The organism is Actinoplanes sp. NPDC019969 (assembly GCF_055562375.1).
The window spans coordinates 116,836-139,610 of record NZ_JBVHFK010000004.1 but is presented as its reverse complement, the minus strand read 5'-3'; the positions used below and the strand labels follow the sequence as shown (position 1 = coordinate 139,610).

The window sequence follows — 22,775 nt, the reverse complement described above, 5'->3', positions numbered from 1 at the left end:
CAGACTGTTCCAGCTCACCGGTAGTCTCGCCCGGTGACGCCAGACACCTCCGGAGGTCAGCAATGAGCAGCGTCGTGGTAATCACCGGGTCCGCCGGTCTCATCGGATCCGAGGCCGTCCGGCACTTCGCCGCCCAGGGCATGGACGTGGTCGGGGTCGACAACGACATGCGCGGCTACTTCTTCGGCGCCGACGGCTCCACCCAGTGGAACCTGAAGCGGCTCACCAAGGAGGTCGGCGACCGCTACACCCACCACAGCATCGACATCCGGGACCGGGACGGCCTGGACAAGCTGTTCAGCGGCCTCGGCGCGAACATCGGCCTGGTCATCCACGCCGCCGCGCAGCCGAGCCACGACTGGGCCGCCCGTGAGCCGTTCACCGACTTCGACGTCAACGCGGTCGGCACGATCAACATGCTGGAGGCGACCCGGCGGCACGCCAAGGACGCCCCGTTCATCTTCACCTCGACCAACAAGGTGTACGGCGACACCCCGAACTCGCTGCCCCTGGTGGAGCTTTCTTCAAGGTACGAATTGCCTGAAGACCACAAATGGTACGGCGGGATCGACGAGACCATGTCGATCGACAACAGCATGCACTCGGTGTTCGGCGCCTCGAAGGTCGCCGCCGACATCATGGTCCAGGAGTACGGCCGCTACTTCGACATGCCGACCGCGGTGTTCCGGGGTGGCACGCTGACCGGTCCCGGTCACTCGGCGGCCGAGCTGCACGGCTTCCTGGCGTACGTGATGCGCTGCGTGATGGAGCAGCGGACGTACAAGATCTTCGGCTACAAGGGCAAGATGGTCCGCGATGCCATCCACTCGCACGACCTGATCACCGCGTTCCAGGCGTTCCACCGGGCGCCGCGGGTCGCCGAGATCTACAACATGGGCGGCGGCCGGTTCTCCAACTGTTCACACATCGAGGCCTTCAAGATCGCTGAGGAGATCACCGGCCTGGAGGCCCGCACCGAGTACGTCGACCAGAACCGGATGGGCGACCACCAGTGGTGGATCAGCGGCACCGGCCGGTTCGAGGAGCACTACCCGGACTGGAAGCTCACGTACGACGTGCCGGCCATCCTCCGCGAGATCTACGAGGCCAACCAGGAGGTCTGGAAGGGCTGACCGGCTCGTCACCTGCGAAGACTGCCGCCTGGCTGAGTGCCGGGCGGCAGTTTGCTGTGTCTTGACTGTAAGGGGCGTTTACGTAATCACCCGTTAACCATCATTGGGTACATTGCCGAAATGTCCGACTTGACGCAGTTGTTGCGCCGGGACTTGCCGGCGTCCATCGTCGTGTTCCTGATCGCCATCCCGTTGTCCCTCGGCATCGCCGCGGCCTCGGGGGCTCCCTTACTCGCCGGATTGGTCGCCGCCGTCGTCGGCGGCATCGTCGCGGGCGCCTTAGGCGGCGCCCCGCTGCAGGTCAGTGGGCCTGCGGCCGGGCTCACCGTGATCGTCGCCGGGACCGTCGCCGAATTCGGCTTCGCCGGCACGGCCGCCATCGTCGCGCTCGCCGGCCTCGTCCAGATCGTCCTCGGCGCCTCCCGCCTGGGCCGCGCCGCCCTCGCCCTGTCACCCGCCGTCGTGCACGGCATGCTCGCCGGCATCGGCCTGGTCATCGCGCTCAGCCAGGTGCACGTGATGCTCGGCGGCGCCCCGCAGAGTTCCGCCTGGCGCAACCTGATCGACCTGCCCGGCCAGATCGCCGCCCACCACGGCGCGGCCGCCCTGCTCGGCGTCCTCACCGTCGCCATCCTCATCCTCTGGCCCCGCCTGGTGAAGTTCTCCCTGCTCCCGGCGGCGCTCGTGGCGGTCGTCTCGATGACCGCGCTGGCCGCCGCGATGGGCGCCGACGTGGCCCGGGTCCGCCTGCCCGACGAACCGCTGTCCGGCCTGATCCGGCCGACCTGGCCGGACGCCCCGCTGCGCGAGATCACCGTGGCGGTGCTGACCATCGCCATCGTCGCCAGCGTGGAGTCGCTGCTCTCCGCCGTCGCCGTGGACCGCATGCACGACGGCCCGCGCGCCGACCTCAACCGGGAGCTGATCGGCCAGGGGGTCGCCAACACCGCCTCCGGGCTGCTCGGCGGGCTGCCGGTCACCGGGGTCATCGTGCGCAGCTCGACGAACGTGGCGGCCGGGGCGCGTACCCGGGCGTCAGCGATCATGCACGGCCTGTGGATCGCGGCGTTCGTGCTGCTCTTCGCCGACCTGCTGGAGACGATCCCGATGGCGGTGCTGGCCGCCGTGCTGATCGTCGTCGGCCTGCGGCTGGTCAGCCTGGCCCAGATCCGCACCTACGCCCGGCACCGGGAACTGCCCACCTACCTGATCACCGCCCTCGGCGTGGTCCTCACCGACCTGCTCACCGGCGTCGCCCTCGGCATGATCACCGCGGCGGTGCTGATCCTCTGGCGGCTCACCCGCTCGGACATCCGCCGGGTCGAGCGGGCCCCCGGCTCCTGGCTGGTCACCATCAACGGCACCCTGTCGTTCGTCGAATCGGCCCGGCTCAGCCGTGAGCTGCACGCGCTGCCGGAAGGCCAGGACGTCGACCTGGAACTGCACCTGGACTACCTGGACCACGGGGCCTTCGAGACGATCAGGGACTGGCGGGACGGCTATGTCCGCGCGGGCGGCCAGGTCACCGTCCGGGAGGTGCACGACTCCTGGTTCCACCAGGCCACCTCGGGCCGGCTCGGCGACGGCAAACGCACCCCGCGGCTGGTCGGCTCCTGGTCCCGCTGGCAGGACATGGACCAGCAGCGCCGGGACGCCATGGCGGCCGGCATCGCCGAGTTCGAGCGCAACGTGGCCCCGCTGGTCCGGCCGCACCTGGCCGACCTGGCCCGCGACGGCCAGAGCCCGCAACAGCTCTTCATCACCTGCGCCGACTCCCGCGTGGTGCCCAACCTGATCACCGCGAGCGGTCCCGGCGACCTGTTCTGCGTCCGCAACATCGGCAACATCGTCCCGGCGCACGGCTCCGGCGACACGTCGGTCGGCGCGGCCATCGAATACGCCGTCGACATCCTCGGCGTCACCACGATCACCGTCTGCGGCCACTCGGGCTGCGGCGCGGTGCGGGCCCTGATGAACGACGCGGCCGGTCCGGGTTCGTCGCTGGGCGCCTGGCTGGGGCTTTCCGGCGTACGGTTCACCGACGTCACCGACGAGCAGAGCTGCTGCACCGGCAACGTCCTGCAGCAACTGACGAACCTGCGGACCTACCCGGCGGTGCGCGCCGCCGAGTCCGCCGGCCGTCTCCGCCTCACCGGCATGTACTTCGACCTCGCCGAAGCCCGCATGTACGAACTCGATCCCCTGCTCGGCGACCCCCGCCCGGTAGCCGCCTGACCAAAACCAGCGTGTGGAGTTGCGGCGTGATAGACGGCCGAACTCCACACGCTGGTTCGCTGTGACGTTCCGGTGTGTGGAGTTGCGGCGTTCTGGACGGCTCAACTCCACACGCTGTCAGGGGTGCCATCCGGCGGCGGTGAGGGCGGATCGCACCTGGTCCGCCACCGCCGCCGGGCGTGACCGGATCAACGTGGCGGGAAAGCGGAGGATCCGGTCGCCGCCGATCCATATCCGGTTCTGCCGGAGCATGTCCTCCTCCCACTGCTGCACGTCGAGGTGGTGGGCCCCGTCGATCTCCACATGCAGACGCCAGGCTTTCCAGTACGCGTCCAGGTAACGCCGGCGACCGGCGGCGTCGGTGCGTGCCTGCTGCAGGCTCGGTACCGGTAACCCGAAGCGATGACACAACGCGACGAAGTCGATCTCCGACAGGGCTTCCGCTCCACCCGCCACGTCGAGGACGGTCCTTTTGATCGTCGCGTAGTACGGCAGCCGCCGACGCATCGCCAGCACCTCGAAGATCTCATCGGGTGTGACCCGGCGCTGCTGGACGGAGGCCGCGATGATCGTCCGGGCGGCGGCCGCGCTCGATGCCCAGACCGCGCCATCGACCACGGCGCGGGCGGTGATGACGCGTGGCGGGTTGCCGGCCTGCCGGTGGTCGTCAGGCAACACGCGGGTACGGCTGACCCGAACCGGGGACATGTCGGGCGGCATCGCCGGCAAGCGGAGGGTTCGACTGCGCGCCGCCGGGATCAGGATTTGCACGGGACCCTCGCGCAAACCTCGTACCCCGGCTTCGGCCAGGGCGGTCACGCCGGCAAGCAGGGCTTCGGGGCCGGCGGTCAGCACCGCCACCCATAGCTGCTGGTCCCTGTCCAGCCGGCCGTTGGTCGTGACGAGGATTCCCCGGCAGACCCGGCGCCACCGGCCTATGCCGAGGTGACGACGGACGGCATGGCGGTCCAGCAACGTGACGGCCTGCTCGGTGGTGAGCACGCCGGACTGCTGGAAACACGTCCGGGAGAACTCGTCGTCGAAGTCGGGTAGCGGTGGCATCGCGCCACAGTGCCAGCCGACGCCCGTCCACGGCCCGAGCCCTGTGGACAGCCCGCTGCAGCGTGTGGATTCGGGGCGCGATGGACGGCCGAACTCAACACGCTGGGTGGTGTGTGGATTTGGGGCGCGATGGACGGCCGAACTCAACACGCCCGATGGTGTGTGGATTTGGGGTGGGATGGACGGCCGAACTCAACACGCTGGGTGGTGTGTGGGGTTGGGGTGGGGTGGACGGCCGAAATCGGCACGTGGGTTCAGCGGGGGATGAAGATCAGGCGGTCGCGGAAGAGGTCGAGCTTGTTGGGGGTGAGGCCGTCGCAGAAGACGACCAGCTCCTCGGGGGCGCTGAGACCGTTGTGCAGCTCGCGGGCGGCGACGATCTGCTCCGCGAGGGGCCGCTCGATCGACAGGTAGCGCATCATCAGGTCGGCCGGCACGTGGTTGACGTCGATCAGGCCACCGTCGTCGTACTCCCGGCCGGGCAGGTCGGGACGGCCGATCATCAGCTCGGACGCCAGCGCCGGCTGGCTCGACTGCAGCTGGCGGGCCTCCTCACGGCGGGCGGCCCGCCACTGCGCCGCGGCGAGCGCCGGGTCGACCCGCAGCGACTGGTGCCAGGCCTGCGGGGTCTGCGGATAGTAGGTCAGGCCGGGGCGGTACGGCGCGGGGCCGGCGCCGGGCGGGTACTGCTGGGTCGCGTACCGGAAGAAGGCGTTGCGGACCTGGGTCTGCAGGAACGCGGTGTGCGCCGTGCCGCCGATCCACAGGGTGAGGTAGCTGAACCCCCACAGCAGGCTCAGGACGCCCGCCTCGGCGCCGTCGTCGCGGACGCCGGAGATCCCGCAGAGCACGAGGATCAGGGCGAAATAGCCGGCCGCGCAGATCTGATGGAACCGGGACCGCAGGCGGGCTCCGCCGATCAGCACCATCAGCGGGGTGCCGAGGCCGAAGGTGAACAGCGGCACGAGGAACCACCAGCCCGTGACGGGCGGTACGGGTGGGCGCTGCCAGCGCGGATCGGGCTGCATAGTGCGACGTTATCCCGCCGTTTCAACTTCATCGATCACGATCGTCCCTCGTACGGGTCAACCCGCCGACGAACGTGTCCAGTTCGGCTCGTTGCGCCGGGTCGTCCGGCCGGGGCAGTTCGAGAGCGACCGGACCTCCGAGGACGTACCGATCCGGGAGTACCGTGACGGACCGGACCGCCGACCACTGCCAGGTGCGGCGGCCCTCCATGGTGCGCACCTCGATCGTCTCGCCGGTGACCAGCCAGTGTTCCGGCTGGGGCGGGATGGCGCGCCGGACCCGCAGGTACACGTACAGCGCGCGGACCAGGGCGATCGTGCCGACGGCCAGGAAGAGCACGGCGGCCGCCTTGACGTCGCCGGGCGAGTGGGACCGCCAGGCCAGGTACGTCCCACCGGCGCCCACGGTCAGGAGGGGGATCGCGATCGCCCCGTTCCACCACCACATCAGGAGCCGGGAGCCGTCGTGGCCGGGCGCCCGCAGCGGCTCCTCGCGGCTGAACCGGAGGTTCATCCCGCGGCCGGGGCCAGCTCGTTCAGGAAGGTCCGCAGGTCGGCGTCCTGTTCGGCGGTCAGCGGCTCGCGCGGGATGTCGAAGATCTTCGCCTGCTTGGTGACGAGGAGATAGGCCTGCTCGGTCACCTGCACGGACCCGAACGCGCTCCAGTCCATCTCGGCGGACGAGTTCTCGGTGGACGAGGCGAAACTCGTGGTGGTGAGGACCCAGGTCCGTGGGCTCAGCCAGCTCTCCGGCACGGTCACCGCCCGCTGCCACCGCCAGAGGGCGAACCCGAACAGCCCGGCCGCCACGGTCAGCAGCCCACCCGCGGTCAGCAGGGCGTTCGGGGCGAACTCCCCGGCCAGCGCGATGAACAGCGCCGCGAAGACGAGGATGGCGGCGACCATCCGGACCGGCCCGACGATCATGGACGCGCCCCGGGCGAACTGGTGCCGGAAGTACTCGCGGGTACGGGTGAAGGTGAACTCGATGTGCACCGATGAATGGTAAGGAGCGTCGCCCGCGCCGGCTGCGCGGGCGGCGCTCCGCCCCGTGGATCCCTAGTTGCGCGTGATGGTGAAGGTGCTGGTCGGGTTCTCGATGTCCCGGTAGTTGTTGCTGAGCTGCAGGTTGGTGAAGGTGGCCGAGCCGACCGCGGGGCCCTGGCCGGCCTCCGGCATCGGGTTGGCCCAGATGGCGTACCCCGACTTGGCGTCGTACTCGTCACCGCTCCTCTGCGCGCCGGTGATGGTCACGTTGGTGAAGACGGTGTCCTTGACCGGGTTCTGCGGCTGCCCGCCGACGTAGTTGGTCTGGAACATGATCCCGGAGTACGTGGGATCGACGATGTCGACGTTGCTGACCCGGATGCCCTGGAACACCTTCGACGCGGAGAACACCCAGATCGCCGGGAAGACCTGGGAGCCCCAGAAGTGGCCGCCGGCCCGGACGATCGAGATGTTGTCGAAGACGGTCGGCGGGCTGGCCCCGAAACCGTTCATCGGGTACCCGAAGTCGAGCGAGCTGATCGTGATGCCCGAGTAGACCAGGGTGTCCGCGATGTAGATGTTCCGGAAGGTGTTGGCGTACCCGCCGTAGACCGCGATGCCCGCCGCCCGCCACGTCAGGATCGACGTGAGGTTCGAGTAGACGTTGTCGATCTCGTCGGCGCCACCCGCGTCGATCGCGGAGAACAGCGCGAAGCTGTCGTCCCCGGTGGCCCGGGCCTCGTTGTTGTCGACCAGGTTGCCGGTCGAGCCGTTGGTCATGTTCACGCCGTCGGCGAACGTGTTCCGGATCCGCGAGTTCTTGATCACCATGTTGTCGGTGTTCGCGCCCCAGTACAGGCAGACCACGTGCTCGGCCCAGATGTTGTCGATGGTGATGTTCGCGACGTTGGCGAAGTCGAAGACCTTGCCGGGGCCGTCGATGCGGATCGTGTAGTTGCCGAAGAACGCGAAGTCCGCGAACGTCGACCCGTTGGCTGTCGCGTCGGCCCGGAACCCGGCGTCCGTCTCGGTCTGCGTGGACGGGGTGTGGAAGCGGGTGTACCACGGTCCCGCGCCGACGACGCGCAGCGCCCTCCCGTACACCTGGAACTTGTTGGACGTCTGGTAATCGCCCGCCGGAAGGTAGACGCCCACCTTGGAGGTGTCCTGCCGGGCCGTGTCCAGGGCGTTCTGCACCGACTGCTGATCAAAACCGGACGGTACGACGTAGCGGGCCGGGTCCGGGTTCGGCTTGAGCGCGACCTGCTCCAGGTTGATGAAGTCGATCGCGATCGGGCCGGAGTTGGCGGCGTCCTTCTGGAGCTTGATCGTGCTGCCCGCCGGGAACGATCCGGTCAGCATGATGTTCGCTTCGTCGTAGATGTGCCGCGGGTTGCTGCCGGAGTTCTGCGGGGCCGCCTCGTTGCCGTACAGCCAGGCGTATTTCGAGGTCAGCGGCAGGGTCCTGTTGAGCGTGCCGTTGACGTAGACGTTGACCGAGCTGGTCGTGCCGTCCGGGATGGAGAACCGCGCGACCACGGTGTTCGTCGCCGCCCGGCTGGTCCACTGGACGTACGACCCGGTCTGGTTGAGCGTGACCGCCTTGCGCCCGGACGCCTCCCCGGCCAGGTCACCGACCCTCCGGTTGGGGCCGGCGACCGCCGCGCCGCCACCGGTCTGACCGTCCTCGGCCTCGTAGAAGTCGAACGGCATGTTCGCGCCGCGCCCCACGAAGAACGGCTTCTCGCTGGTGTTGTTGCCCTGCTTGACCGGCAGTTCCGCGGAGTCCGGCGCGACCACGGTGCGGACCGTGTACCTGCCGTTCGCCGCGGTCCACGAACCGAGGTTCAGCACCGTCGAAGCGCCCGCGGCGAGGGTGCCGGTGTACGAGCCGGCCAGGGTACGGACCACCGACGAGCCGCTCAGGACCGTCAGCGTCACGCCGTGCGCGCCGGACGACGTGGCCGCCGAACCCTGGTTGCGCAGGGTGACGGAGAACGACACGGCGGTGCCGGGCGCCGGGGTGGCCGGCGTCCACGTGACGGCGGAAGCGACCAGGTCGGCGCTGCTCACCGGGGTGACGACCAGCGCGGACGGGTGGGTCCAGGCGTTGTTGGCCTCGTTGGTCTCGACGACCGTGCCGGCCTCGTCGACCTTCGCGGACAACTGATAGCTGCCGGCGTTTCGGGCCCCGATACTCACGCTCACCGTCTGTGACTGGCCGGCGGTGAGAGCCGGGACGGCCACGGTGCCTGCTTTGGCCGTACCCAGATAGAAGTTGACGTTGGTGGCGGCCGACGACGCCGTGCCCGCGTTGCGGACCGTGGCCGACGCGGTGATCGCGTCCGTCTCCACCGGCGCGGACGGGGAGAAACCGGTGCCGGTGATCGTCAGATCCGGGTTGGGCGCCCAGGAGCCGAACGCCTGCACCTCCGCGACCTGGCCGCTCGGCGCCCCGGTGTTGCCGGTGAAGGAGAGGCGTAGGTCAGCGAGGGTCGCCGACACCGGAACGGTCACCGTGTTGCCGCTTGCGGGATCGAAGGCGTACGCCTTGCCGGCCGCGACCGTGGTGAACGCGGAGGCGTTCTGGGCCCGCCCGAGGACCGCGAAGGTCTGCGTCCGGGCGCCCCACGCGCTGGACGGGTTGAGCTTGACGACCACCGAGGTCAGGGCCGCGTTCGCGCCCAGCTTGACGGTCAGGTCGGCCGGGAACCCGCCGCCCTCCCAGTAGGTCGCGGTGTCCTCGTCGTTGGCGTTGACCGCCGCGAACGTGTGCACCGTCGACGACGCCTCGGCCGGTTTCTTCGCCGCGAGGTTCGTGCCGGCCGGCGGCGGATCGGTGTCGCCGCCACCCGGCCCGTAGACCTCCAGCTCGGAGAGCTGCGCGGCGGGCCAGCCGGTGTTCGCCGTGAACGTCAGCCGGACGAAGCGGACGCTGACGGCGGTGAGCCCGATCGTGACGGTGTTCGCCGTGGCCGGGTTGAACGTGTAACCGGCCGAGGCCTTGAGGGTGCTGAACGAGGAGCCGTTCGTGCTGCCCTGCACGGTCAGGGTCTGCGTACGGGTGGCCCAGGCGGCGGCCGGCGGCAGCTTCAGGACCGCCTGGTCGATCTCGGTGGTGGCGCCGAGATCGACCTGGATCCACTGCGGGAAGGCGTTGTTCGCGCTCTCCCAGTAGCTGTTCGCGTTGCCGTCACCGGCGTTGCCCGCCGTGTAGACCTCGGAGTGGGCGGAGGCGCTGAACGTCTTGCCGGCGGCCAGGTTGGGCCCGGCGGCGGCGGACGGGGGAGCGTGGACGAGAGCGGCTATCACGCTCGCGGCTGCTGCCGCGGCTATCAGCCTGAATCGGGACATGCGGGAGCACACCTTTCGGGACGGGAGAGGTGACTAGGAGGCGTAGATCTCGAACTCGGAGAGCTGACCCGCCGGCCAGCCGGTGTTGCCGGTGACGGTGAGCCGCAGGTGCCGCTGGCTCGTCGTCACGGGGATGGTCACCGTGTTGCCGCGCGCCGGGTCGAACGTGTAACCGGCCGCGCCCTTCACGGTGGTCCAGGTGGATCCGTCGAGACTGCCCAGAACCGAGAGGGTCTGGGTACGGGTGGCCCAGGCGGCCGGTGGCGGCAAAGTGAGCACGATCCGGGCGACCGGGCGGCTCTGCCCGAGGTCGACGGTGATCGACTGTGGGAAGGCGTTGTTGCGGCTCTCCCAGTAGGTGCCGGCGTTACCGTCGGTGACGTTGCCCGGGCCGTAGACGTCGGTCTGGCTGGTCGCCGTCACCGGGCGGCCCGCCGCGAGGTTGCCGACAACAGGCGGTGTGGTCGGCTTCGAGCCCCACTGCGGGGCCGGCCAGGGACCGCAGTACGGCGTCGCCGTCTGCCACCCCGCGTTGCCACCCCCGTCGGTGATCGCCAGGGCCGCCCCCACGCAGTTGTAGGTCGGCGGGTTCTGCGCGATCCCGCTGGCCTTGACGTTGGTGAACGTGGCGGTGGCCGGGGCCTGCGCCTGCAACGCGAACGTGCCGGCGCCGGCGATGTTCACGTTCGTCAGGTTCAGCCCGGTGGTCTGGTTGCCGATCCACTGGATCGCCGCGTACGAGCTGTCCAGAATGTCGGTGTCGGTGACGTTGATGGTGGCGCCGGTGATTGCGCCCTGATCGGCCCAGAACCGCAGCGCGCCGATCCCGAAGTTCCAGTTGTAGTCGGAGTTCCCGGCCCGGATCAGGGTGTTCCGGGCCAGCGTCCAGGTGCCGGCCACCGCCGTCGGGCCGGTGACGCCCGGGTACCGGTTGCCGACGTGGATGCCGCCGCCGTTGGACACCGACTCGCTGACCACGTTGTCGGTCATCACGATGTCCCGGCCGCCATAGCTGACCAGGTGGTTCGCCAGGATCGGGGCGACGATGGTGTTGCGGGTGAAGGAGTTGCCGACGTTCGGCACGTTCTCCGCCCACATGGCCAGCGCGTCGTCCCCGGTGTTGCGGACGAACGTGTTGGTGACCGTCGAGTTCGTGACGCCGATGTGGAAGTTCACCCCGTCGGCGGTCTGATCCAGGATCCGGCTGTTACGGATGGTGAACCGGTCCATCGGCCCGTCCATCCACGCGCCGACCTTGGTGTGCTGCATCCACACGTTGTCGATGACCGAGTTCGACATGGCGCCGCCGAACGCGTTCACCTGGTGCTCGTCGACCCGCTCCTGGATGTCGCCGATGATCGCCAGGTCCTTGACCACGACGTTCTGGCTCGGGCCGCCCTGACCGGTGTACTTGCCGTAGATACCGGCCGCCTGGTCACGCTGGATGGGATGACGCCCGCCGAGCACCGAGTACCACGGCCCGGCGCCGGCCAGCGTGACCCGATCGACGATCACGTGGCTCCACAGGGTGAAGTTGCCCGGTGGCACATAGACGGCCCGGCCCGAGGCGGCGCCCGCGTTCACCGCGGCCTGGAACTTCGCTGTGGAGTCGGTGGCGCCGGTCGGGTCGGCGCCGTGATCGGCCACCACGTCGATCGCCCCGGACGGCTTGCCGATCGGTCCCGGCACGTTCTCGAAGTCGGCCAGGTCGATGGTGAAACTCGGCGACTGCGCGGTGGAGGAGACCTGGATCCGGATCTTCGTCCCGGCCGGGTACGTGGTCCCGAACATCGCCCGGGCCTCGTCGTAGAAGTGGTGCGGCCTGCCGTCCGCCGGGTTGTTGGTGAACGGGTACCAGCCGTAGTACCACGCGTATTTCGAGGTCACCGGCACCGTCGTGATCAGCGTCGAGCCGGTGCGCAGATCCAGCGAGGCGTTCCGCCCGTCCGGGACGCTGTACCGGAACGTCACGGCGTTGGCCGGTTCGGTGAGGGTGAACTCGACGTACTCACCCGCGGCGTCGAGGGTGATCGCCTCCCGCCCGGACGCCTCCGAGGAGAGCGTGCCGTAGGTCCGGTCGGTGCCGGTGGAGACCCCGGTGTGCGCGGCGTTCTCGGCCTCGAACTCGGTGAACGGCACCGTCGCGCCGCGCCCGGGGACGTCGAAGGGGGACAGGCCGGCGGCCAGCGCCGGCGGCGGTTGCCAGAGGACGGTGGTGACGGCGGCCGCGAGGACCGCGGTCAGCGTCAGAAGTGGGGCGGTGCGGTTGGCCATGGATACCTTCCCTGGTGTGGCCGGCCCCCGAGGTGTCACAAACCTCCTGCTTCTTCGTCTAGAGGCGCAGCCAGACGGCGGTGTCCTGGGGGAGGAGGTCACCGTCGAGAGGGCCGCTGGCGAGCAGGCGGGATCGGTGCTCCGGCAGGGGAACTCCAGAGCCGGAGAGATTGAGGTAGCAGGCGAACTCGTCCCCGCGGGTCCAGGCGAGCACCCGCTCGTCACCGGGCAGCCAGGCGAAGTCGCCGCTGGGGCGCAGGCGGATCGCGGAACGGTAGAGCTCGAGCATCGAACCCGGGTCGCCGGTCTGCGCCTGGACGGTCCGGTCCTTCCACTCCGCCGGCTGCGGCAGCCATGGCTCACCGGTGGAGAAATCGAACGGCGGCTCGTCACCGGACCACGGCAGCGGCACCCGGCATCCGTCCCGGGTGTGGCCGCGACGGGCGTACATCGGATCCTGAATCCGATCTTCCGGGATGTTCTCGTTCTCCCAGAGGCCCAGCTCCTCGCCCTGATAGAGGTAGGCCGCGCCGGGCAGCGACAGGGTCAGCAGCGCCGCCGCCCGGGCCCGCCGGGTGCCCAGCTCCAGATCCACCGGGACGCCGTCGAGGTTGTTGTCGAAGCTGAACGTGGTGTCGGCCCTGCCGTACCGGGTGACATGCCGGGTCACGTCATGGTTCGACAGGACCCAGGTGGGCGGGGCGCCGACGCGGGCGTGCGCGTCCAGGGTGCGATCGATGCAGGAGCGCATGAGGTACGGGTCCCACGCGCACCCCAGGAAGTCGAAGTTGAACGCCGCGTGCAGCTCGTCCGGCCGCAGATAGTTGGTGAACCGTTCCACGTCCGGCATCCACACCTCGCCGATCAGCGCCCGGTCGTCGTACTCGTCGGCGACCCGCCGCCACGACCGGTAGACGTCGTGCACCGCGTCCAGGTCATGGAACGGATGCGGCGACCCGTCCACCACCTCGGGCAGCGCCGGGTCCTTGAACAGCAGGGCCGCCGAGTCGATCCGGATGCCGTCGGCGCCCCGGTCGAACCAGAACCGCAGGATGCTCTCGAACTCGGCCCGGACGTCCGGGTGGTCCCAGTTCAGGTCGGGCTGCTGCGGGGTGAACAGGTGCAGGTACCAGTCCTCGCCGTCCGGGGTGCGGCTCCACGCCGTACCCCCGAACTCCCCGACCCAGTTTGTAGGTATATTTTGGCTTTTACGGAACCAGAAGTAGTCCCGCTCTTTTCCACCTTCGAGCGCCGCCTGGAACCACGGATGCTCACTCGAGACGTGGTTCGGGACGATGTCGATGATGATCCGGATGCCGGCCGCGTGCGCCTCCGCGATCAGCGCCTCCGCCTCGGCCAGGGTCCCGAACGCCGGGTCGATGTCCCGGAAGTCCGACACGTCGTAGCCGGCGTCCGCCATCGGCGACGGGTACCACGGGCTCATCCAGATCGCGCCGACGCCGAGATCACGCAGATGGCCGAGCCGCGCACGAACCCCCGCGATGTCACCGACCCCGTCGCCGTTGGCGTCCGCGAAACTCCGCGGGTACACCTGGTAGATCACCGCGTCGCGCCACCACTGCTCATTCATCCTGGTCATCCCTTGAGACTGCCTGCGGTCAGGCCGGACATGATGTTGCGCTGGAAGATCAGGAAGAGGATCACGGTCGGGACCGCCGAGATCACCGACGCGGCGACCACCACGTTCATCGGGGTGCCGCCGGCGAAGGCGTAGATGCCGACGCTGACCGTGCGGGTCGAGGCGTCCGGCATGACCAGCAGCGGCCAGAGGAAGTCCTTCCAGACCGCGGTGATCGCGAAGATGGACACCACGCCCAGGATCGGCCGGGACATCGGCAGGATGATCGACCAGAGGGTCCGCAGCGGCGACGCGCCGTCCACGGCGGCGGCCGACATGATCTCTTCCGGGACGGAGTCGAAGAACCGCTTCAGCAGGAAGATGTTGAACGCGTTGGCGACCATCGGCAGCCAGATCGCGAACGGGGAGTCGAGCAGGCTGACGTTCAGCACCGGCAGGCTGATCACGGTCTGGTACTGCGGGACGATGAGGACCATCGCCGGGATCATCAGGGTCGCCAGCATCGCCCCGAGGATCACGTTGCCGAAGATCGGGCGGAGCTTGGACAGCGCGTACGCCGCCGCGGTGTCCAGGATCAGCTGGAACAGCACCGCCCCCGCCGCGTAGTAGAACGTGTTGAACAGCAGTTTCGCCAGGTTCAGCGTCTGCCACGCATCGACGTAGTTGCCCACCTGTGGATCGTTCGGGAACAGCGTCGGCGGGGACTGCGCCACCTCCTGCGCGGACTTCAGCGCCCCGGTGACCATCCAGTACAGCGGGCCGATGAAGACCAGGGTGAACACCGTGACGACGGCGCCGAGCAGCGTCCAGTAGAGGACGCGCCCCTTCTTCAGCTGGGTGGAGGAGATGAGGGTCCGGCTGCTCATGAGTCCCCCTTGGTGCTCAGTCGCAGGTACATGGCCGAGAAGGCGCCCAGGACCAGCAGCATGATCACGCCGAGCGCGGCGGCGCCGTTCTGGTCGTTCTGGAAGAAGGCGTGCTGGTAGATCATGTAGGCCACCGACTTCGCCGCGTCCTGCGTTCCGGCCCCGTTGGCGAGGATCAGCGGCTCGATGAACAGCTGCATGGTCGCGACGATCTGCATCATCAGCAGCAGGGTCAGGATCACCCGGGTCTGTGGGACGGTGACGTGCCAGATCCGTTTCCAGATCCCGGCGCCGTCCAGTTCGGCGGCCTCGTACAGGTCGCCCGGGATGTTCTGCAGCGCCGCCAGGTAGATCAGGACCGCGCCGCCCATGTTCATCCAGGTCGACGCGATCACCATGGCGGGCATCGTCATGGCCGGCGACTGCACCCAGTCGGAGGTCGGCAGACCCACCGCGCTCAGCAGCGCGTTGAACAGGCCGGCCCCGCTCGGATCGAACGCGTAGAACTTGAAGAGGTAGAGGGCTGCGGCCGGCGGCAGGATCACCGGCAGGTACACCAGCACCCGCAGGTAACCCTTGGCGTGCCGGAACTCGTTGAGCAGGATCGCCACCAGGAACGGCAGCACGAACCCGAGCACCAGGGCCAGGGCGGTGAAGTAGAAGGTGTTCTTCCAGGCGGTCCAGAAACTCGGGTCGCCGGCGATCCGGACGTAGTTGTCCCAGCCGACCCACGTGGTCTCACCGCGGCGGGTGCGCTGGAAGCTCATCACGATGCCGCGGATCATCGGGTACCACATGAAGAGGGCGAAACAGGCGACCGCGCCGATCAGGAACGCGTGCCCGGTCAGGTTGTCCCGGATCCTGCGGCGCTTCTTGAGGACCCCCGCCTCGGCGGCCTGGGCAGCCGGGGCGGGGGCGGTGAGGACGGCCATGCTCAGCTACCGGCCACCAGCAGCTGGTTGACCTTCTCCTCGGCGGTCTTGAGCAGCGCGTCGATGTTCGCGTTCGGGTCGGTCAGGACCCCGGACATCGCGGCGTCCAGCACCTCGTAGACGGCCTGCGCGTTCTTCGGCTCGCCCTTGATCGGCAGCTGGGTCGTCTCGAACAGCGCGAAGTTCTCCACCGGCACGTTCGCGTTCGCCTTGCGCAGGTCGGCCTCCTGCTTCTGCGCCTCGGTGCCCGCCGCGAACAGCAGCGGCTGCGGCAGGCCGACCGGGTAGTTCTGCGGCTTCGCCCGGACGTAGTCGAACTGGCCCTTGCCCGGCGTCAGCTTCTGGTACGCGATCCACTTCATCCCGGCCTTGACCTGCTCCGGCGTGAGGTCCTTCTTGAAGAAGTAGCCCTCGCCGCCGCCGAGCGTGCCCTTGCCCAGGCCGGACTGGCCCGGCAGCGGAGCGACCGCCCAGTCCTCGAACTTGCCCTGGAACCGGCTGACGATCGCCTGGGTGGTGTCCGGCGCGCCGATGAACATACCCACCTTGCCGGCGCCCGCGTTGGTCAGCAGGTCGGCCCACTGCAGGAGTTGGCGGCTGCCCATGCTGTTGTCCCCGTACCGCATGTCCTTGAGGTTCTGCAGCACCTGCTTGCCCTCAGGGGTGTTGAAGGCGGCCTTCTTGCCGTCCTCGCTGAGGATCGTGCCGCCCTGCGAGTAGAGCAGCGAGGTGAAGTGCCAGCCGCCGGTCGCGCCGGCGCTGTACTCCGAGTACCCGGCGACGGTCTTGTCGGCGGCGGTGATCTTCTTGGCCGCCTCCCGGACCTCGGGCCACGTCTTCGGCGGCTTCGCGGGGTCCAGCCCGGCCTTCTGGAACAGGGTCTTGTTGTAGACCAGGCCCATCGAATAATTCTTGACCGGTACGGCGTACAGCTTGCCGCTGTCGGTGAAGACCTCCTTGAGCGCCGGATCGACGCTGTCCCAGGTCGGGATGTTCTCCTTGGTGGCGTACGCGGTGATGTCCATCGCCTGGCCGGAATCCAGCACCTGCTGCAGGTCCGTCATGTACCCGTAGAAGACGTCGGTCACCGTGCCACCGGCGAGCCGGGCCGTGAAGTCCGGCGGGTTGTTGCACTGCGAGCCGACGCTGATGCTCTTGATCACGATGTCGGGGTTCTGCTTCTGGAACTCGGCGACATCCGCGTTCCAGTTCGCCAGCAGGTCCTTCTCGGTGCCGACCGGCATGCAGTCGACGGTGATCGTGGTCTTGCCGGCGGCATCGGTCCCGCCGTCGTCGCTCTTGGTGGAGCACGCCGTCAGGCTGAGCCCCAGCCCGGCCACGAGCGCCAGCGCCGCGACCTTCCGGTGCTGCGGTACGGACATCTGTCCATCCCTTCGGGAACGGGTCTATGTGTCGTCCTCAGTGGTTCTAGTGAGTGCGGTCACTGTAACAAGGCGGACATGTTGCCGCAAGGTTTCGATTTTGCTTTGCAAAAACTCGACTTACTTGCGAGAAGACCGATTCCTGGTACGCGAAAGGCCGCCGACCGTGAGGTCGGCGGCCTGTGGGCCGTGCCGTGGATCAGTCCTTGCGTGCCGGCCCGGTCGACCCGCGAACCACCAGCTCCGGCTCGAACAGCAGCTCGTCGGAGAACTCCCGGGCCTCGTCGATCTGGCTCACCAGCAGATCCACCGCCGCCTGCCCCATCGTCTCGATCGGCTGCCGCACCGTCGTCAGCGGCGGATCCGTGCACGTCATGAACGCCGAATCGTCGAACCCGACCACCGACACGTCACCCGGCACCGACCGGCCCAGCCGCCGGGCCGCCCGGATCGCGCCCAGCGCCAGCACGTCACTGGCACAGATGATGCCGGTCGCGCCCCGCTCCACCAGCTTCGTCGCCGCCACCCGGGCGCCCTCCATGGAAAAACTCGACCGCTCGACGAGCGCGCCCGCCTCGGTCGCCGACTCGGCCACCGAGAGCATCGCGTTCAGCTTGCGGCGCGACGGGATGTGCCCCTCCGGGCCCAGGACCATGCCGATCCGCTCGTGCCCGAGAGAGCGCAGGTGCCCGTACGCCTGCTCCACCGCGACCGCGTCGTCGGTCGACACCCGCGGAAACCCCAGCTCGTCGACGCCCGCGTTGACCAGCACCACCGGCAGGCCGCGCTCGACCAGCCGCAGATAGTGCTCGTGGGAGGCGTCGGCCAGCGCGTAGGACCCGCCCGCGAAGATCACCCCGGACACCTGGTGGTCCAGCAGCATCTCCACGTAATCCGACTCGGGCACGCCGCCGATCGTGCGCGCGCACAGCGCCGGCGTGAACCCGCGCTGAGCCAGCGACCCGGTCACCACCTCGGCGAGCGCGGGAAAGATCGGGTTCTGCAGCTCGGGCAGGACCAGGCCGACGAGCCGGGCCCGCTCGCCGCGCAGTTTCGTCGGCCGCTCGTAGCCCAGCACGTCGAGCGCGGTCAGCACCGACGTGCGGGTGGCCTCGGAGACGCCGCTGCGCCCGTTGAGAACCCGGCTGACGGTGGCCTCGCTGACGCCGGCTTTCTTCGCCACTTCGGCAAGTCGTCTCGTCACCCCGCAATCCTACGTCACCATCCTGCAAAAACCGAATCATCCTCTGCCGTTCTTTGCAGTCACTTGCGCTCCCTGTTCATTTGGTCGTCACGGCTCTCTCCGGCGCACTGACACAGCACTGACAGCCAGCCGGGGGACGCGGTCGAACCCCGGCTGGTTGTGGGTGTGCTGTCTTGGGGGGTGAGACAGCACTGAGAGCCAGCCGGTCAGGGTCAGATCCCAGCCGGCGCTCATGGCTGTCTCGGGGCGCGGGAGACAGTCATGAGCGCCGGCTGGATGCGGTTGAGGTGCTGCGTGGGGCACTCGAAAACGGCTGGATCGGGGAAAACGCCGCGCGGCCGGTGGGGGAGGTGGGATGTTGTGAGGCGACGGGCAGAGAGGGGCCGCTATCACCATGTCCGACTGGGATCAGAACGACGGCTGGTCGGCCGGCGGCCAGCAGGACTGGTCGGCGCAGGACCGGCAGCGCGACTCCGTGCACCGGCTCGCGAACGTCAGCAACGACATGGCCGCGGCCACCGATGCGGCGGTACGGGCGGCCGAGACCGCCGTGCAGGTGATCCAGCGGCTCGAGGCGAGCAGCACCGAGATCGGCAAGGTGGTGCAGCTGATCGCGACGATCGCGAAACAGACCAACCTGCTCGCCCTGAACGCGACGATCGAGGCGGCGCGGGCCGGTGAGGCGGGCCGGGGGTTCGCCGTGGTGGCCAGCGAGGTCAAGGACCTGGCGAACGAGACGGCCACGGCGACCAGCGAGATCGGCACCCAGGTCGGCGGGATCCGGGCGGACACCCAGAACGCGGTCTCCGCCATCGAGGAGATGCAGGGCCTCATCGAGGAACTTGACCGCTGTCAGAAAGTGATCAGCGGGATCGTGGTCGAGCAGCAGGCCGGCTGACGACGGGCCAGGCGAGCGGGCGGGCGGTCTGGGGTGTCGGCCGTCGGGCAGCCAGGTGACGGTGGGCGGGTGACCGGTCTGGGCGACGGCTCGCGATCGGGGTGCGGGAGGATCGGGGGCATGGCTCGCAAACGCCCCCAGCCCCGGCCGGCCTCTTCCGTGTGCCCGTGCGGTCGTGGCCCGTACCGGCAATGTTGTGGAAGCCTGCACCAGGGCGGAGCCGCAGCCGATCCGGAAAGCCTGATGCGTTCGCGTTTCAGCGCCTACGCGCTGGACAACAGTGAGTATGTGCTCCGGACCTGGCATCCGGAGACGCGGCCGAAGGCCGTGGCGCCCGACCCCGGACTGCGCTGGACGCGCCTGGACGTGCTGGACCACAGCGGCGGCGGCGTCTTCGACGCGGAGGGGACCGTCGAGTTCCGGGCGCACTACATCGACAGTGGTCAGCCCGGGGTGATGGCGGAGCGGAGCCGGTTCGTCCGGCACGACGGCCGGTGGGTCTACTGGGGGCCGCTGTGATCTCCTTGAGGCAGGAGGTGGATCGTCATGTCGGCACAGCGGCCGCTCGAGGACGGCATCGTCAGGGACTTCAAGGTCAATCTCTCGTACGGTGAGTATCTGCGCCTGGACGAGATCCTGGGAGCCCAGCAACCGGTCAGCGTGCCGGAGCACCACGACGAGCTGTTGTTCATCGTGCAGCACCAGACGTCCGAGCTGTGGCTGAAACTGATCGTGCACGAGTTGCGCGCGGTGCAGCAGCATCTGGCCAAGGACGAGTTGCGGCCCGCGCTCAAGGGGCTGGCCCGGGTCAAGCACATCCAGCGCACCCTGACCGAGCAGTGGTCGGTGCTGGCGACGCTGACCCCGTCGGAGTACGCGGAGTTCCGGTCGTTCCTGGGCACGTCGTCGGGGTTCCAGTCGTACCAGTACCGGACGATCGAGTTCCTGCTCGGCAACAAGCACCGGGAGATGCTGAAGATCTTCGACGACCAGCCGGAGGCCCGCGAGATGCTGGCCGAGGCGCTGGCCGCGCCGAGCGTCTACGACGAGTTCCTGCACTTCCTGGCCCGGCGCGGGCACGAGGTGCCGGTCGGGATCCTGCGGCGCGACGTCACCGAGGCCTACGAGTACCGGGCCGAGCTGGTGCCGGTGTTCCAGCACATCTACGAGAACGCCGAACAGAACTGGGACGTGTACGAGGCGTGCGAGGAACTCGTCGACCTGGAGGAGAACTTCCAGCTGTGGCGGTTCCGGCACCTCAAGACGGTGGAACGGACGATCGGCTTCAAACGGGGCACCGGCGGATCCAGCGGGGTCGGCTTCCTGAAGGCCGCGCTCGATCTGACATTCTTCCCCGAGCTGTACGCCGTACGCACCGAGATCGGAGTGCCCCGTTGACCGCCGGCCTGCTCGCCCGCGCCGCCGCTCTGGACGCGGCCGATCCACTGGCCGGGCACCGGTCGCGGTTCATCACCCCGCCCGCCGCCGAGCTGCTCTCCTACCTCGACGGCAACTCGCTGGGCCGCCCGCTCGAGGCGACGGCCGAGCTGGTGGACGAGTTCATCCGGAAGCAGTGGGGCGGCCGGCTGATCCGCGGCTGGGACGAGAGCTGGCTGGAGTGGCCGCTCACCCTCGGTGACCGGCTGGGCGCGGTGGCGCTCGGCGCGGCCGCCGGGCAGACCGTGATCGGCGACTCGACCACGGTCCTGCTGTACAAGCTGGCGCGGGCCGCCGTCGACGCCCGTCCCGGCCGCCGCACCGTGGTGCTGGACACCGACAACTTCCCCACCGACCGGTACGTCCTCGAGGGCATCGCCGCCGAACGCGGCCTGCGCCTGGAGTGGATCGAGACCGACCCGGCCGCCGGCATCACGGCCGAGCAGGTCGCCGCGGTGGTCGGTGACGACACCGCGCTGGTGCTGTTCAGCCATGTGGCGTACCGCTCCGGCTGGCTGGCCGACGTCGCCGCGATCAACCGGGTCGCGCACGAGGCCGGGGCGCTGACCCTGTGGGACCTGTGCCACTCGGCCGGTTCGGTGCCGATCGCCCTCGACGAGTGGGGTGTCGACCTTGCCGTCGGCTGCACCTACAAGTACCTCAACGGCGGCCCGGGCGCGCCCGCCTTCGCGTACCTGCGGCACGAGCTGCAGGGGGAGTTGCGGCAGCCGATCCAGGGCTGGATGGGGCACCGGGCGGCGTTCGAGATGGGCCCGGGGTACGAGCCGGCGACGGGGATCCGGGCGCTGCTCAGCGGCACCCCGCCGATCCTCGCCATGGTGCCGCTGCACGCCAACCTGGACATGCTGGCCGACGCCGGGATCGAGGCGGTCCGTGCCAAGTCGCTGCAGCTCACCGACCTGGTGCTGGAGATCGCCGAGCAATGGCTTGCGGGGTACGGGGTGGAAGTCGCCGGTCCCCGCGAGGCGTCCCGGCGGGGCGGCCACGTGACGCTGCGGCGGGACGGGTTCAAGGAGTTCCTGCAGCCGTTGTGGGACAGCGGGGTCATCCCGGACTACCGCCGGCCGGACGGGCTGCGGATCGGGCCGGCGCCGCTGAGCACCAGCTTCACCGAGGTGTGCCAGGGCCTCACGGTCCTCCGCGACCTGCTGGAGAAGGCTCCCCGGTGACGCAACCCCCTGGACAAGATGCCGCCTGTGAACCTGAGGCCCGTTCGGCGGCCGGCTGTTGTGGCGCATCCGGGACGGGATGCGGGCTGGCGGCGCTGCGGCGCGGCTCCGGACCACGGCCGACGGTGACGGTCGCGGAGGAGACGCCGGCCCCCGGACAGGTCGAGTGGCTGGTCGCGGAGTCGGTCTGGTGGGGCGGTCGGCTGCGGAACGGGGTCGCGCTGCGGGTCGCGCCGGACGGCGTGGCCCGGCCGGTGCCGGCCGAGATGGCGCCCGGCGGGGAGAACACCCGGCGGCTGCCCGGAACCCTGCTGCCCGGGCTCGTCGACACGCACGTGCACTCGGCGCTGGCCGATCTCGGGACGCTACGGGCCGGGGGCATCGCGGAGGTCTGGGACCTCGGCGGGAACCCGGCGGCGGTCGCGGCCCTCGCCCAGCGGGCCGCCCTGCCGTTGGCGGGGCTGCCACGGGTGCGGTACGCGGGACCGTTCCTGATCGCCCCGGGCGGCTATCCGAGCGATCGGTCCTGGGCGCCGGCCGGGAGCTGGCGGGAGATCCGGACCGCGGCCGACGCGGGGCCGGCGGTCGCCGAGGCGTCGGCGGCGGGAGCCACGCTGATCAAGGTGACCGCGCACGCCGGGGGGCCGCAGCTCAGCCCGCAGGCACTGGAAGCTGTCGTCACGGCGGCGCACGCGGTGGAACTGCCGGTGGTGGCGCATGCGGAGGGGCCCGGGGCGGTCGCTGCCGCCTACGCCGCCGGGGTCGACATCCTGGCGCACACGCCCTGGACCGAGCGGATCGACGACACCCTGCTGCGGGCCTGCGCGGAGCGGATGACCTGGCTCAGCACCCTGGACATCCACGGCTGGGGCGAACCCGGCGACCCGGACCGGGAGGTCGCCGTCGACAACCTGCGGCGGTTCGTGGAGGCCGGCGGCACCGTCCGTTACGGGACCGACCTCGGCAACGGGCCGCTCCCGGCGGGTGTCAACGTGCGGGAGATCCGCCTGCTGCAGGCGGCCGGCCTGAGCCCGCACGCCGTCCTCACCGCGATGACGGAGAGCGTGAGCACGACGGTCTCGTGGGTGGCCGGCGGCCTCGACCTGGCCCCGGACCGGTTCGCCGACGTGCTGGCCACCGCCCGCGTGGTGGACGCGACCGTCCGCCCCCGTCCCCGGTGAGCGATGCCGCGG

General features: G+C 69.5%; 18 protein-coding genes. 7 read left to right on the top strand and 11 right to left on the bottom strand.

All coding sequences use genetic code 11. The annotated features are described in order from the left end of the window. The first annotated feature begins 62 nt into the window (after positions 1 to 62). Entirely contained in the window at positions 63 to 1,133 is a 1,071-nt protein-coding gene (locus tag ACZ3II_RS14120; RefSeq protein WP_465518040.1) for an NAD-dependent epimerase/dehydratase family protein, read from the top strand. A 120-nt stretch (positions 1,134 to 1,253) separates the two neighbouring features. Next, a complete protein-coding gene (locus ACZ3II_RS14115; protein WP_465518039.1) occupies positions 1,254 to 3,368 on the top strand; it encodes a SulP family inorganic anion transporter in 2,115 nt (704 codons plus the stop codon). A 117-nt stretch (positions 3,369 to 3,485) separates the two neighbouring features. Here ACZ3II_RS14115 and ACZ3II_RS14110 read toward each other — a convergent pair whose 3' ends face one another. The 11 genes from ACZ3II_RS14110 to ACZ3II_RS14060 form a co-directional block, all read right to left on the bottom strand. After that, positions 3,486 to 4,430, bottom strand: coding sequence for an endonuclease domain-containing protein (locus tag ACZ3II_RS14110; protein ID WP_465518038.1), 945 nt, complete (start codon positions 4,428 to 4,430; stop codon positions 3,486 to 3,488). A gap of 254 nt (positions 4,431 to 4,684) precedes the next feature. Continuing rightward, complete coding sequence (locus ACZ3II_RS14105; RefSeq protein ID WP_465518037.1) at positions 4,685 to 5,458, bottom strand: ComEA family DNA-binding protein; 774 nt, start codon at positions 5,456 to 5,458, stop codon at positions 4,685 to 4,687. A 28-nt stretch (positions 5,459 to 5,486) separates the two neighbouring features. Continuing rightward, positions 5,487 to 5,972 (bottom strand): hypothetical protein, encoded by a 486-nt coding sequence (locus ACZ3II_RS14100; protein WP_465518036.1) that lies wholly within the window; start codon positions 5,970 to 5,972, stop codon positions 5,487 to 5,489. Beyond that, on the bottom strand, positions 5,969 to 6,454 hold the full coding sequence (locus ACZ3II_RS14095) for a YcxB family protein (RefSeq protein ID WP_465518035.1): 486 nt from the start codon (positions 6,452 to 6,454) through the stop codon (positions 5,969 to 5,971). The genes ACZ3II_RS14100 and ACZ3II_RS14095 overlap by 4 nt, the downstream gene beginning before the upstream one ends. A 63-nt stretch (positions 6,455 to 6,517) precedes the next feature. Continuing rightward, the gene (locus tag ACZ3II_RS14090) at positions 6,518 to 9,799 is read right to left on the bottom strand and encodes a galactose-binding domain-containing protein (RefSeq protein ID WP_465518034.1); all 3,282 of its coding nucleotides are present in this window, start codon (positions 9,797 to 9,799) and stop codon (positions 6,518 to 6,520) included. A 33-nt stretch (positions 9,800 to 9,832) separates the two neighbouring features. After that, positions 9,833 to 12,073 carry a discoidin domain-containing protein gene (locus ACZ3II_RS14085; RefSeq protein ID WP_465518033.1) on the bottom strand — a complete coding sequence of 747 codons (2,241 nt, stop codon included), beginning with the start codon at positions 12,071 to 12,073 and terminating at the stop codon, positions 9,833 to 9,835. A 58-nt stretch (positions 12,074 to 12,131) separates the two neighbouring features. Continuing rightward, positions 12,132 to 13,664 (bottom strand): glycoside hydrolase family 13 protein, encoded by a 1,533-nt coding sequence (locus ACZ3II_RS14080; RefSeq protein WP_465518401.1) that lies wholly within the window; start codon positions 13,662 to 13,664, stop codon positions 12,132 to 12,134. Between the two features lie 5 nt (positions 13,665 to 13,669). Next, positions 13,670 to 14,539 (bottom strand): carbohydrate ABC transporter permease, encoded by an 870-nt coding sequence (locus tag ACZ3II_RS14075; protein ID WP_465518032.1) that lies wholly within the window; start codon positions 14,537 to 14,539, stop codon positions 13,670 to 13,672. After that, the gene (locus ACZ3II_RS14070; RefSeq protein ID WP_465518031.1) at positions 14,536 to 15,471 is read right to left on the bottom strand and encodes a carbohydrate ABC transporter permease; all 936 of its coding nucleotides are present in this window, start codon (positions 15,469 to 15,471) and stop codon (positions 14,536 to 14,538) included. The genes ACZ3II_RS14075 and ACZ3II_RS14070 overlap by 4 nt, the downstream gene beginning before the upstream one ends. 2 nt (positions 15,472 to 15,473) lie before the next feature. Next, the gene (locus ACZ3II_RS14065) at positions 15,474 to 16,853 is read right to left on the bottom strand and encodes an ABC transporter substrate-binding protein (RefSeq protein ID WP_465518030.1); all 1,380 of its coding nucleotides are present in this window, start codon (positions 16,851 to 16,853) and stop codon (positions 15,474 to 15,476) included. Between the two features lie 199 nt (positions 16,854 to 17,052). Next, a complete protein-coding gene (locus tag ACZ3II_RS14060; RefSeq protein ID WP_465518029.1) occupies positions 17,053 to 18,057 on the bottom strand; it encodes a LacI family DNA-binding transcriptional regulator in 1,005 nt (334 codons plus the stop codon). A gap of 394 nt (positions 18,058 to 18,451) precedes the next feature. On the opposite strand from ACZ3II_RS14060, the gene ACZ3II_RS14055 reads away from it, so the two are divergent. The 5 genes from ACZ3II_RS14055 to ACZ3II_RS14035 all read left to right on the top strand — a co-directional run bounded on the left by ACZ3II_RS14055 (position 18,452) and on the right by ACZ3II_RS14035 (position 22,763). Further along, on the top strand, positions 18,452 to 18,955 hold the full coding sequence (locus tag ACZ3II_RS14055; RefSeq protein ID WP_465518028.1) for a methyl-accepting chemotaxis protein: 504 nt from the start codon (positions 18,452 to 18,454) through the stop codon (positions 18,953 to 18,955). A 159-nt stretch (positions 18,956 to 19,114) separates the two neighbouring features. Continuing rightward, positions 19,115 to 19,474, top strand: a complete 360-nt coding sequence (locus ACZ3II_RS14050; protein WP_465518400.1) for a YchJ family protein — start codon at positions 19,115 to 19,117, stop codon at positions 19,472 to 19,474. Positions 19,475 to 19,501: 27 nt separating this feature from the next. Next, positions 19,502 to 20,353: a tryptophan 2,3-dioxygenase gene (kynA, locus tag ACZ3II_RS14045; protein WP_465518027.1), complete on the top strand. Its 852-nt coding sequence runs from the start codon at positions 19,502 to 19,504 to the stop codon at positions 20,351 to 20,353. Beyond that, positions 20,350 to 21,582, top strand: coding sequence for a kynureninase (gene kynU, locus ACZ3II_RS14040; RefSeq protein WP_465518026.1), 1,233 nt, complete (start codon positions 20,350 to 20,352; stop codon positions 21,580 to 21,582). The genes kynA and kynU overlap by 4 nt, the downstream gene beginning before the upstream one ends. Before the next feature lie 125 nt (positions 21,583 to 21,707). Then, positions 21,708 to 22,763, top strand: a complete 1,056-nt coding sequence (locus ACZ3II_RS14035; protein WP_465518025.1) for an amidohydrolase family protein — start codon at positions 21,708 to 21,710, stop codon at positions 22,761 to 22,763. Positions 22,764 to 22,775 lie beyond the last annotated feature (12 nt).